This is a genomic window from Arthrobacter sp. 01T425 (assembly GCF_056398725.1).
The window spans coordinates 1-13,394 of record NZ_JBFTPY010000021.1 but is presented as its reverse complement, the minus strand read 5'-3'; the positions used below and the strand labels follow the sequence as shown (position 1 = coordinate 13,394).

Here is a 13,394-nt window from a genome sequence, read left to right as displayed (position 1 = left end):
CTCGGCGCTCCATTACAGTATGCAGTGCGGCGGTCCGTACACTGCAAAACGTCATGAAAACGAAAACGGGGGCCATTTGTCTGGCCCGGCTAAGCTTTAAGCAATGGTTATGTCTTACATAGATACCGCTTCCACCGTAGACGCTTCGCGGGCGTTTCCGCTGGGGATCAGCGTTCCACATACCGGGTCGCCGGCAGTGGACGATCCCCGGGGCGCGTTCGCCAACGTGGCCGTCTACGCGCCCGGCGTAACCACGCTGGAGATCGAATATCAGGCGCCCGGGGGAACCTGGCAGGTGAAGACCCTGCCCAACGTCACCGACGGCGTCCACCACGGAATTGTTGAGGGCATTCCCGCCGGCTCGCGCTATGGCTTCCGGTCCTCCCCGGAACACGAGGCCCTCCCGCTGTCCATGCCCGCCACGAATTTCGATGCCGTCGGCGAGCAGCCGTTGCTGATGGACCCCTATGGCCGGGCCGTCGACGAACGCGAGGGGCTGATCACCAGCGTCCGGGTCGGCAACGATTTTGACTGGGGTCTGGACCGCAGCCCGCGGGTCCCGTGGCGCAACACGATCGTCTACGAGGCCCACGTCCGGGGCCAGACGAAGCTGCACCCGGACATTCCGGAGGACCTGCAGGGGACGTATGCCGGGATGGCCCACCCGGCCATGATCGAGCACCTGATCTCGCTGGGCGTCACGGCGGTCCAGCTCCTGCCCGTGCATTTCCACGTGGACGAGCCGCACCTGCAACAGCTCGGGCTGACGAACTACTGGGGCTACAACACGGCGGCGTTCTTCGCCCCTCATCCCGGCTACGCCACCGAGGCCGCCCAGGCCGCCGGCGCCCACGCGGTCCAGGACGAGTTCAAGGGCATGGTCAAGTTGCTGCATGCCGCCGGGCTCGAGGTCATCCTCGACGTCGTGTACAACCACACCGCCGAGGGCGGCACGGACGGTCCCACCCTGAGCTTCCGCGGCCTGGGCGAGATGCAGTACTACCGCAACGACGGCCACGGCAGGTACGTGGACACCACGGGCTGCGGCAACAGCCTGAACTTCGGCGAACCCCGCGTCGTACAGCTGGTGCTGGATTCCCTGCGCTACTGGGTGAGCGAGTTCCACATCGACGGGTTCCGCTTCGACCTCGCCGTCACGCTGTGCCGTAACAGCGCCAACGAATTCGATCCGCGGCACCCCTTCCTCGTCGCCGTCGGAGCCGATCCGGTCCTGTCCGGCGTCAAGCTGATTTCCGAACCCTGGGACGTGGGCTACGGCGGCTGGCAGACCGGCCGGTTTCCCGCCGGGTGGGTGGACTGGAACGATCATTTCCGCGACGCCGTCCGCAGCTTCTGGCTCGCCGACCGCGCAGCGATCGACGGCGGTGGCAGCGGCGGCCCGGTGGCCCGCCTCGCGGACGCCCTCTCTGGTTCCGCCCGGCTGTTCGAGTCCTCGGGCCGGTCCCGGCTCGCCTCGCTGAACCTGATCACGGCCCACGACGGCTTCACCCTGGCCGACCTGACGGCCTACGACCGCAAGCACAACGAGGCCAACGGCGAGCAGAACCGGGACGGCCACGGCGATAACCGCAGCTACAACCACGGCTTCGAGGGCCCCACTGAAGACGGCGAGATCCTCGCCCGGCGCGCCCAAAGCAGGCGGAACCTGATGGCCTGCCTGATGATTTCCCAGGGCGTACCCATGATCACCGCCGGGGACGAGATCTGCCGGACCCAGCAGGGGAACAACAACGCCTACTGCCAGGACAATGCACTGACCTGGATCGACTGGACCAGCACCACGGAATCCCATGCGATGCTGCGCACCACCAAGCGCGTCATCCGGCTGCGCAAGGAGTTTCTGGCCAGCCAGCCGCATGATTACCCGGCGCGTGACAACCAGTCCTACTTCCACTGGTTCGATGTGGACGGCCGGCCCATGTCCGCCGACACGTGGCATGACCCCGGCCACCGGGTGATCCAGCTCCTGCTCGGGTCCGACGACGGGCACGTCGACGGCCTCGTGGTGGTCAACGGCGGCGCCGACGACGTCAAGGTCACCTTGCCACGGCTGAGCAACGAGGACGGCACCGGGCACCGGCTCTTCGAACTCCGCGTGACGACGTCCGAACTCCATGACCGGCGTCAGGGCGCCCGCGTCGCCTCCGGTGAGCGCGACATCGTCCAGGCCAACACGATCAATATCTACCGCACCTAAATAATTCGAGATTAAGGACCCCATGAAGATTTACTCGGCAGAGACCTGGACCATCGAAGAACTCACGGCGCAAATCGGCGACGCCGGCCGGCGCGCCCTGGTGGTCCCCGCCGCCGACACCAAGCAGGCGGTCCTGGACACGTTCGGCGAGCTCCTGGACGTCCCCGAGGACTACGGCACAGACCTGGATGCCCTGCACGATTCGCTGCACGACGTCGCGGATGCCGTGACAGACGACGGCGAGGCCCCTGTCACGTTCATCTGGCAGGTGCCCGCCGCGCTCCGCGCGGACCGCTCCTTCGGCGTCATCTGCGAAACGCTGCAGGACGCCGAAGGCTACGCCGGCAAGAGCCTGGACGTCATCGCCGTCTGCCTCTAAAGAGAGCTAGCACGCCACGCGGTGACGGTCAGGCCGCGGTGACGGTCAGGCGTTGACGATCAGGCCCAGCTCCGCTTTTGAGGCCAGGGCATCGTTCTTGGGGAGCACACGCACGGTGTAGCCGAAGGACCCCGAACGGTCGATCACCAGCGTGCCGCTGAAGAGGTGCCGGCCCTTGCCGAGGTCTTCGGCGGCCTTGAGCTCCGCGACCGTGATGTCCGTCAGCTCGTCGGTGTCCTCGGCCCGGCCGTAGGCCACCTCAACATAGACGTCGTCCGGTGAGAGCTCACGCAGCGCCACGTATGCATTTACCTGCAGCAGATCGCCGATCTGCGGGTCCTCGGAGACCCCCACCGAGTCGACGTGTTCGACCTGGATGTGCGGCCATGCGGCCCGGACCCGTGAGCTCCATGCCGCCAGGGCCTTGGCCTGGGCGTAGTTGTCCGCCACAGCGTGGCGCCCTGCGATCGCGGCGGGCCGGTACAGGACGTTGACGTAGTCCCGGAGCATCCGTTCCGCGGAAACCGCCGGGCCCAGGTGGGACATGGTGTGCTTGATCATCGAGACCCAGTGCGTAGGAACGGCCTGCGGGCCGGGCTGGGACGGTCCGGCAGCGCCCGCGGCGTCGGACACGGTCAGCCCGTAGAACCGCGGCGCCACCTGCGTTTCGAGCAGCTCGTACAGTGCCGCCGCCTCGATGTCGTCGCGTTCCTCCGGGGAGGCGTCGTTGTTGGCGGTCGGGATCGCCCAGCCGTTCTCGCCGTCGTACATCTCATCCCACCAGCCGTCCATGACCGAGAGGTTCAGCGAACCGTTCAGGGCAGCCTTCATGCCGGAGGTACCGCAGGCCTCCAGGGGGCGCAGCGGGTTGTTCAGCCACACATCACAGCCGGGGAACAGGGTCCGGGCCATGGCGATGTCGTAGTTGGGCAGGAAAGCGATCCGGTGCCGCACGGCGGGGTCGTCGGTGAACCGGACGAGGTCCTGGATCATCTTCTTGCCGGCATCGTCCGCCGGGTGGGACTTCCCTGCGATGACCAGCTGAATGGGGTGCGTCTTGTGCAGCAGCAGCGCCTTGAGCCGTTCCGGGTCGCGCAGCATCAGGGTCAGCCGCTTGTAGGTCGGCACGCGGCGGGCAAAGCCGATGGTCAGGACGTCCGGGTCCAGGACGGAGTCCGTCCACGCCAGCTCGGCGTCGGCCGCGCCGCGCTTCTTCCACGCGGCCCGGAGCCGGCGCCGGACATCCTCGACCAGGGACACCCGCATCTCGCGCCGCAACGCCCAGAGGTCCTCGTCGGTGACGTTGTAGGCCAGGTCCCACCGGCCCTGCGCCTCCGCCTCGGCACCGAAGTGGTCCCGCGCCAGCGCGGCGATGCGGGGGTCCACCCAAGTGGGGACGTGCACGCCGTTGGTGACGGAGGTGATGGGGATTTCGGAGTGGTCGAAGCCCGGCCAGAGGGCGGAGAACATCCCGCGCGAGACCACGCCGTGCAGTTTGGCCACACCGTTGGCCCGCTGGGCCAGCCGCAGCCCCATCACGGCCATGTTGAACACGAACGGGTTGCCGTCGGCGAAGTCCTCGCGGCCCAGGTCCAGGATCTTGGCCACCGGGACGTCCGGGGCGAGGCCGGCTTCGAAGAAGTGCTGAATCTGGGAGATTTCGAAGCGGTCGATCCCCGCCGGCACCGGCGTGTGGGTGGTGAACACCGTGGACGCCCGCCCGGCGGCCAGGGCCTCCTCCCAGCTCAGCGGCGCCGTGCCGGACATCAATTCCTGGATCCGCTCGACGCCGAGGAATCCGGCGTGGCCCTCGTTGGTGTGGAAGACTTCCGGCGCGGGGACACCCGTGAGCCGCTGGAACTCCCGCAGCGCCTTGACCCCGCCCATGCCCAGCAGGAGCTCCTGCTGCAGCCGGTGGTCTCCGCCGCCGCCGTACAGGCGGTCGGTGATGCCGCGGGCAGCCTCGTCGTTGCCCGGAACGTTGGAATCCAGCAGCAGCAGCGGCACACGTCCGACGTCGGCCCGCCACACGTGCGCCAGCAGGCGCCGGCCCTGGGGAAGCGGCAGGGAGATCTGGACCGGTTTGCCGTTGCCGTCCGGGGAGGCCTCGCGCAGGAGCGTCAGGGGCAGCCCGTCGGGGTCGAGGACCGGGTACGTTTCCTGCTGCCAGGCGTCCCGGGAGAGCGACTGCTTAAAGTAGCCGGCCTGGTACAGGAGTCCGACGCCGATCAGCGGCACGCCAAGGTCCGAAGCCGCCTTCAGGTGGTCCCCGGCCAGGATGCCAAGGCCGCCCGAGTACTGGGGCAGGACCTCGGTGATGCCGAACTCCGGCGAGAAATAGGCGATGCATGCCGGCGCGCCGTCGCCCAGGCTCTGGTACCAGCGCGGCTGTTCCAGGTACTGGTCGAGGTCATCGGCCGCGGCGTGGACGCGCCGCACCACGTCCTGGTCCGCGGCGAGGCGCTGCAGCTCTTCCCGGCTGACCAGGCCCAGGAAAGTCACGGGGTCGTGGGCGCTCTCCGCCCAGACCCCGGGGTTGAGCCCCTCGAAAAGCTCCCGGGTGGGCGGATGCCAGGACCACCGGAGATTGGTGGCGAGCCGGGCCAGCGGCCGGATCGACTCCGGGAGTACGGTTCGGACGGTAAATCTGCGGATTGCCTTCACCAGCGAAACACTAACGGACAAGTCGTTGCCCCGGAACTGCTTTAAGATTCTTTCCCGTAAATGACGGATATCACTCCGACCAGAACCAGAAACCTCCGGAAAACGTTCGAGGCCTTAGCATTCTGGCCGTTTTGTAGATAACGTCGAGGCTGTGACGAATAACTCGCGAACCAGCGCCGTGTCCAAGCAAAAGCCCAAGGCCCTGATCACGGATGGCCTTCGATTTGGCCGCTTTCCGATCACCGCCGTGCAGCCTTCGGTGGAGGGCGGAAAGTTTCCCGCCAAAGCGGTCGAGGGCCAAACCATTGTCGTGGGAGCCACCGCGTTCCGGGAGGGACACGACCAGCTCGGGGTCAGCGCCGTCCTGCTCGACCCACGCGGCAAAGAGCGGCAGCGGGTCCGCCTCGCCCCGCCGAGCGGACCCCGGGGAATGGGCACGGACCGCTGGGAAGGCCTCCTGACCCCGCCCGCCACTGGCAACTGGTCCTTCGTCATCGAGGCCTGGCACGACCGCTACGGCACCTGGCACCACAACGCCGAGGTCAAGGTGGAGGCCGGCATCGACGTCGAGCTCATGCTGTCCGAAGGTGCCGCCCTGCTGGCTGAAGCCTCCGAAGACGCCTCCCGCCCCTCTGGTGACCGCAGAACACTGCGGATGGCCGTCGTCGTCCTCTCAGATACGTCCCGGACACCCGAGGAACGCCTCGCCGCCGGCTTCGGCGTCGACGTCGCCGCCGTCGTCGAACGCCAGCCCATCCGCGAACTTGTGACGGTTTCCGAGCCCTACCCGCTGCTGGTGGAGCGAACGCTTGCCGGAGCCGGCGCCTGGTACGAGTTCTTCCCCCGCTCCGAAGGTGCCGTGCGCAACCACGACACGGGGGAATGGACCTCCGGCAACTTCCGCACCGCCGCGCAGCGCCTCGACGCCGTCGCCGCCATGGGCTTTGACATCATCTACATGCCGCCGATCCACCCGATCGGCGGCCAGCACCGCAAGGGGCCGAACAACACCCTGATCGCCGGACCGCACGATCCCGGTTCGCCGTGGGCCATCGGATCCCACGAGGGCGGCCACGACGCCATCCACCCGGATCTGGGCACCTTCGAGGACTTCGACGCCTTCGTGGCACGGGCCGGTGAGCTGGGACTCGAGGTGGCCCTGGACCTGGCCCTGCAGGCCGCGCCCGACCACCCGTGGGTGCAAAGCCACCCGGAATGGTTCACCACGCGCGTCGACGGCACTATTGCCTACGCGGAGAATCCGCCAAAGAAATACCAGGACATTTTCCCGCTGAATTTCGACAACGACCCCGCGGGGCTGTCCAACGAAATTCTAAGGATTGTGATGCTCTGGGTCAGCCACGGCGTCAAAGTGTTCCGGGTGGACAATCCGCACACCAAACCCGTCTGGTTCTGGGAATGGCTGATCGGCAAGGTCAATAAGAAGCACCCCGACGTCGTCTTCCTCGCCGAGGCGTTCACCCGCCCGGCCATGATGCACGCTCTTGGCCGGGCAGGCTTCCAGCAGTCCTACACCTACTTCACCTGGCGGAACACCAAGGAAGAACTGGAGACGTACTTCCAGGAGGTCAGCCACGAGTCGGCGGCCTACTTCCGGCCGAACTTCTTCGTCAACACCCCAGACATCCTCACCGAATACCTGCAGTTCGGCGGCCCGGCGGCCTTCAAGATCCGTGCCGCCCTGGCCGCGACCGCAAGCCCCATCTGGGGCGTGTACGCCGGCTTTGAGCTCTACGAACACGTGGCGCGCCCGGGCGCCGAGGAGTACATCGACAACGAGAAGTTTGAGTACAAGGCCCGCGACTGGGACGCGGCGGCAGAATCGGGGCGCACCCTGGCACCGTACCTGACCCGGCTCAACGGGATCCGGCGCGCGCACCCGGCCCTGGGGGATTTGCAGAACCTGACGGTGCACCAGAGCTCGGACAGCTCCACCGTGGTGTTCTCCAAGCACAAGACCCTCGCGGACGGGACCAAGGACACCCTGATCATCGTCGTCAACGTGGACCCGCACGGCACCCGGGAGAGCACGGTGTCCCTGGACCTGCCGGCGCTGGAACTGGACCCGGAGAACTTCACGCACAACGGCCGTTTCATGGTTGATGACCTGCTGACCGGCGAGAGTTGGGAATGGGGGGAGTACAACTACGTCCGCCTGGACCCGCACGTCGAGCCCGTTCACATTCTTAGCATCCGGAGGTAGTGCCAGTGAGTTTTAGCCCGCAGAACCCGAGCCAGCACTTCAGCCCGAGGGGGAGCTTTGAATTGAATGCCCCGGGCCTCCAGCACGATCCCCTCTGGTACCGCAAGGCGGTCTTCTACGAGGTGCTCGTCCGGGGCTTCGCCGACGGCAACGGAGACGGCTCGGGTGACTTCCACGGCCTGATCGAGAAACTGGACTACCTGCAGTGGCTGGGGGTGGACTGCCTGTGGCTCCCGCCCTTCTTCCAGTCACCGCTGCGCGACGGCGGCTACGACATCTCGGACTACAACTCCGTGCTGGACGAGTTCGGCACCATCAGCGACTTCAAACGGCTCGTGGCCGAGGCCCATGCCCGCGGCGTCCGGGTGATCATCGACCTTCCGCTGAACCACACCTCCGACCAGCATCCGTGGTTCCAGGAGTCACGCAAGGACCCGGATGGTCCCTTCGGCGACTTCTACGTGTGGAGCGACACGGACGAGAAGTACGAAGACGCCCGCATCATCTTCGTGGACACGGAGGAATCCAACTGGACCTTCGACCCCATCCGCAGGCAGTTCTTCTGGCACCGGTTCTTCAGCCACCAGCCCGACCTGAACTTCGAGAACCCCAAGGTCATTGACGCGCTCTTCGACGTCGTGCGGTTCTGGCTGGACCAGGGCATCGACGGCTTCCGGGCGGACGCCATCCCGTACCTGTTCGAGGAGGAGGGCACCAACTGCGAGAACCTGCCGCAGACCCACGAATTCCTCCGCCAGCTGCGCCGGATGGTCGATGAAAGCTACCCGGGCCGCGTGATCATTGCCGAGGCCAACCAGCCGCCCGCCGAAGTGGTGGAGTATTTCGGCACCGAAGAGGAACCGGAATGCCACATGGCGTTCCACTTCCCGATCATGCCGCGGCTGTACTACGCGCTGCGGGACCAGAAGGCGTCCCCCATCATCGAGACGATGAAGGACACGCCGGACATTCCCGAAGGTGCCCAGTGGGGCACGTTCCTGCGCAACCACGACGAACTGACGCTGGAAATGGTCACCTCCGACGAACGCGCCGCGATGCTCGGCTGGTACGCGCCGGATCCGCGCATGCGCGCCAACATCGGCATCCGGCGCCGGCTGGCCCCGCTGCTGGATAACTCCCGCTCCGAGATCGAGCTGATCAACGCCCTGCTGCTGTCCCTGCCGGGCAGCCCGTTCCTGTACTACGGGGACGAGATCGGCATGGGGGACAACATCTGGCTCGAGGACCGTGACGCGGTCCGCACCCCGATGCAGTGGAACCCGGACCGGAACGCCGGGTTCTCCAGTGCCGACCCGGGCAAGCTGTACCTGCCGGTGATCCAGTCGCTGGTCTACAACTACAGCATGGCGAACGTGGAGGCCGAGGCCGCACATTCGGGGTCCCTGCTGCGCTGGACCCGCCAGATCCTGAGCGTCCGCAAGAACCACCCCGCCTTCGGGCTCGGCGGATTCAAGCATGTGGAGGCTGACCACGACGTCGTCCTCGCTTACCTGCGTGAGCTCCCGGAAGGCAACGCCGCCGGTGAGGACGCCGAGACCATCCTGTGCGCCTTCAACCTCTCACAGCACCCCGTGGCTGCCACGTTGCGGGTGCCGAACTTCGCCGGCCGCGGCCTCCGGGACGTCTTCGGCGGCCAGGCCTTCCCGGCCATCGGCGATGACGGAACGCTGACGCTGACCTTGGGCAGCCACGATTTCTTCTGGTTGCGGATCCGTTCCGCCGCCTCCAACCCGGCATCCCCGTTCACACAGGCGATGCCCGTCCTGTCCATCGAGGGTTGAGATGACGCGACCAGCCCTTGCCCCGGCCTTGAGCGGACTGCTTGGCGCCTGGCTCCCGCGCCAGCGATGGTTCCCTGTCAAGACCGCCGAGTTCACCTTCGAACCGGCGGGCGGCCTGCGCCTTGAGACCGCCGCCGGCGGGGCCACGTTCGAGGTGTTGCTGGTCGCGGTGTCCTACCCCACGCCCGGCGGCAGCCGCACCGACGTCGTCCAGGTGCCGCTCAGTTTCCGGCCAGAACCCCTGCCGGGGGCAGAACGCGCGCTGATCGGCGAACTTCCCGGCACCCGCGCTGATGCCGCCCACCAGTGGGTGTACGACGGCGTCCACGACGCCTCCTTCGTCGCCGCCTGGCTGGAGCTCATGCGGCACGGCGCAACGACGCCGTCGGGCAACGCCACCGGCCACCTGGTGGAGTCCGGATACCGCCTGCCGTTCGCAACAGGCAAGGTCAAGGTCCTCTCGGGCGAGCAATCGAACAGCTCGGTGATCGTAGACGACGAGGACGGCGGCACAGTCGCCATCGTGAAGTTCTTCCGGGTGCTGTCCGAAGGCCAGAATCCCGAGGTTGAAATCGGTGCGGCGCTGACTGCGGGACACACCGCGGAGGTCCCGGCAACCCTTGGCTGGGTGGCCGGCGAGTGGGAGGTGCCGGCGGCCGCAGCAGGGCCGGAGCCATCAGATGCCCGCCGTCCTGCCACTGTCCGTCCCGCCTCCGGCGAGCTGGCTGTGGCGCACGAATTCCTCGCCGGCGGACTCGATGCGTGGCGGCTCGCCGTGGACGCGGCCAGCCGGGGGATCGGGTTCGCTGCCGAAGCCCACGCGCTGGGCGCGGCCACGGCCACCGTGCACCGCCGGCTCGCCGAGGCCCTGGGCACAGCCGCCGAATCTGCGCCGGGGCAGGATATCGCGCCGGGAGTAGCCGAGCGCGTCCGTCAGTCCTGGGCCCAGGCCGGCCAGGCCGTCGGGCCTTACGAAGAAGCGCTGAACGCTCTCCTCGGCCGGCTCGAGGGCACCAGCGCAGGCCCGCTCCAGCGTATCCATGGCGACCTCCACCTCGGGCAGATCCTGCAGGTGCCCGGCAGCATGGTCCCGGGCAAGCCGGGGGGACCCCCGCGCTGGGCCATCCTCGACTTCGAGGGTGAGCCCCTGCGCCCCATCTCCGAGCGCAACTTCCCGGACGTCGCCCTTCGCGACGTTGTCGGCATGCTGCGGTCCTTCGACTACGCCGCCGGAGCCGCCGTCCGCGAAAACCCCGGAGCCGTGGTGCCCGGGACCTGGGTGGATGACTGCGCTGAGGCCTTCCTGGCCGGCTACGCCGACGTCATTCCCGGCAGCATCGACCGCGACTCGCCGCTCTTTGTGGCGCTGTGGCTCGACAAAGCCCTCTACGAAGTCATCTACGAACTAAGGAACAGGCCGGACTGGCTCTCCATCCCGGTGAACGCATCGCGTCGTCTCCTCGGCAGTACAGGTTCCGGCGTCGCCGCCGAAGCCGCAGCGGAAGGTATAAAAATGACAGGATCAGCACGTATCGATCGGCCCGGCACACCACTGCCCGTGGATGGCGAGACCCTTGCAAGGGTCTCCAGCGGCGAACACCACGCGCCCCACTCGGTCCTCGGCGCCCATCTCGATGACCATGGCCATGTCACCATCCGGACGGTCAAGCACCTGGCGGAAGCGGTCTCGGTCGTGACGTCGGCAGGTTCGACGCCCATGACGCACGAATCGAGCGGCGTATGGGTGGCCGTGATGGAGCCACTCGAGCGCGGCCATGTGCCGGATTACCGGCTCGAGGTGACCTACAAGGACCACGAGCCCCAGGTCATGGACGACCCCTACCGTTACCTGCCAACCGTCGGCGAAGTAGACCTGCACCTGATCGGTGAGGGCCGGCACGAGCGTCTGTGGGATGTCCTCGGCGCGCACGTGCAGCACTACAAGTCCTCGCTTGGCGACGTCGACGGCGTGTCCTTCGCCGTCTGGGCCCCGAACGCCCAGGCAGTGCGCGTCAAGGGCGACTTCAACGGCTGGGACGGCCGCGAACACTCCATGCGCTCCCTCGGTTCCACCGGTGTGTGGGAAGTCTTCATTCCCGGGGTTGTAGCAGGGGCGTGCTACAAATTTGAACTCAGGACCCGGCACGGATACTGGGTGGAAAAAGCGGACCCGCTGGCCTTCGGCACCGAAGTCCCGCCGCTGACGGCATCCCGGGTGGTGGAGCCCTCTTACGTCTTCAAGGATGCCGAGTGGATGCAGGCCCGCGCCGCCCGCGATCCGCACAACTCGGCCATGAGCGTCTACGAGGTCCACCTCGGTTCCTGGAAGGTGGGGCTGGGCTACCGCGAACTGGCCAAGGAACTCGTGGAATACGTCAAATGGCTCGGCTTCACCCACGTGGAGTTCATGCCTGTGGCCGAGCACCCCTTCGGCGGCTCGTGGGGCTACCAGGTCACCTCGTACTTCGCGCCGACCTCGCGCTTCGGGCACCCGGACGAATTCCGCCACCTCGTTGACGAACTCCACCAAGCCGGCATCGGCGTCCTCCTCGACTGGGTCCCGGCGCACTTTCCCAAGGACGAGTGGGCCCTGGCCCGGTTCGATGGCGAAGCACTGTACGAGCACGCCGATCCGAACCTGGGCGAACACCCGGACTGGGGAACGCTGATCTTCGACTTCGGCCGCAGGGAGGTGCGTAACTTCCTGGTGGCCAACGCCCTGTACTGGCTCGATGAGTTCCACATCGACGGGCTCCGCGTGGACGCCGTCGCCTCCATGCTCTACCTCGACTACTCCCGCGAAGAGGGTCAGTGGCAGCCAAACCGTTTTGGCGGCCGCGAAAACCTGGAAGCGATCTCATTCCTCCAGGAGGTCAACGCCACGGTCTACAAAACCCACCCCGGCGCGGTCATGATTGCCGAAGAATCCACCGCATTCCCGGGCGTCACGGCGCCCACGAGCGGCGGCGGCCTGGGCTTCGGCCTCAAATGGAACATGGGCTGGATGCACGACTCGCTCAAATACATGGCCGAGGACCCGTACAACCGCCGGTGGCACCACGGCACCATCACGTTCTCGATGGTCTACGCCTTCACGGAAAACTTCCTGCTGCCCATCAGCCACGATGAAGTTGTGCACGGCAAGGGCTCCATGCTGCGCAAAATGCCCGGTGACCGGTGGCAGCAGTTGGCAAACCTGCGCGCATTCCTGGGATATCAGTGGGCCCACCCGGGCAAGCAGCTGATCTTCATGGGCACCGAATTCGGCCAGGAAGCGGAGTGGTCGGAGCAGTACGGCCTGGACTGGTGGCTCGCGGACATCCCGGCACACAACGGCATGCAGCTCCTGACCAAGGACCTCAACGAGCTCTACCGTTCCACGCCGGCACTGTACGAGCGGGACAACCAGCCCGAAGGGTTCCAGTGGATCAATGGGGGAGACTCGGACCGCAATGTGCTGACGTTCATCCGCCGTGACGCCGACGGCAACCCGCTGGTCTGCGCCGTGAACTTCTCCGGCGGGCCGCACACGGACTACCTCCTCGGCGTCCCGGCCGCCGGCGAGTGGCAGGAAGTGCTCAACACCGACGCCGCCAGCTATGGCGGTTCCGGGGTGGAGAACACCGGAACCCTGACTGCGACGAAGGACGGCCTGGACGGACAGCCGGCCATGCTCACCGTCACCCTGCCTCCGCTAGGGGCCGCGTACTTCAAGCCGCTGGGCTAGGCGCAGCGCCCGGACAGCAGACCTGGCGCGCGTAGGGAAGTGTTTGCGAGAGGCCCGGAATCCCCGTGATTCCGGGCTTTTCTGCACCGTCTTCGGTGCCGCTTTGTCAGCCGGCCCAAGTGGTGGTAGAGTTTATTTCCGCGCTGCTCCCCGGAGTTGAACGGCCACCAAGACCCAGAAGCCTATGGCAAGAATGAGTCTGGATCGCCGATTTGACTAGGGTGAAGCGGCCGGGTAAGTTTGAAAAGTTGCTCCGGAGCGATCCGCGACTGTTTGTTGGTTGTGGTGGTGCCGGGTGTGTCTGTTGTTTGAGAACTCAATAGTGTGCCAAGTTTGTTGATACCAATTTATTGTATTGAATTGGTTGAATTTGCCGGGCC

At 66.5% G+C, this 13,394-nt stretch carries 6 protein-coding genes; 5 read left to right on the top strand and 1 reads right to left on the bottom strand.

The genetic code is table 11. The features are described from left to right. Positions 1-103 precede the first annotated feature (103 nt). Together glgX and AC1DNG_RS18775 are read left to right on the top strand one after the other, a co-directional pair. Positions 104-2,218 (top strand): glycogen debranching protein GlgX, encoded by a 2,115-nt coding sequence (gene glgX / locus AC1DNG_RS18780; RefSeq protein ID WP_476887988.1) that lies wholly within the window; start codon positions 104-106, stop codon positions 2,216-2,218. 22 nt (positions 2,219-2,240) lie between these two features. Next, positions 2,241-2,597, top strand: coding sequence for a barstar family protein (locus AC1DNG_RS18775; protein WP_079552073.1), 357 nt, complete (start codon positions 2,241-2,243; stop codon positions 2,595-2,597). A 45-nt stretch (positions 2,598-2,642) separates the two neighbouring features. On the opposite strand, the gene glgP is transcribed toward AC1DNG_RS18775, so the two are convergent. Then, positions 2,643-5,261, bottom strand: coding sequence for an alpha-glucan family phosphorylase (gene glgP / locus AC1DNG_RS18770; RefSeq protein ID WP_476850584.1), 2,619 nt, complete (start codon positions 5,259-5,261; stop codon positions 2,643-2,645). 151 nt (positions 5,262-5,412) lie between these two features. On the opposite strand from glgP, the gene AC1DNG_RS18765 reads away from it, so the two are divergent. The 3 genes from AC1DNG_RS18765 to AC1DNG_RS18755 are packed head-to-tail and all read left to right on the top strand — an operon-like array spanning position 5,413 to position 13,014. Further along, entirely contained in the window at positions 5,413-7,485 is a 2,073-nt protein-coding gene (locus tag AC1DNG_RS18765; RefSeq protein ID WP_476887987.1) for an alpha-1,4-glucan--maltose-1-phosphate maltosyltransferase, read from the top strand. A gap of 5 nt (positions 7,486-7,490) precedes the next feature. Then, the gene (gene treS / locus AC1DNG_RS18760; protein WP_018774200.1) at positions 7,491-9,287 is read left to right on the top strand and encodes a maltose alpha-D-glucosyltransferase; all 1,797 of its coding nucleotides are present in this window, start codon (positions 7,491-7,493) and stop codon (positions 9,285-9,287) included. 1 nt (position 9,288) lies between these two features. After that, the gene (locus AC1DNG_RS18755) at positions 9,289-13,014 is read left to right on the top strand and encodes a 1,4-alpha-glucan branching enzyme (protein WP_476887986.1); all 3,726 of its coding nucleotides are present in this window, start codon (positions 9,289-9,291) and stop codon (positions 13,012-13,014) included. The last annotated feature ends 380 nt before the right edge of the window (positions 13,015-13,394 follow it).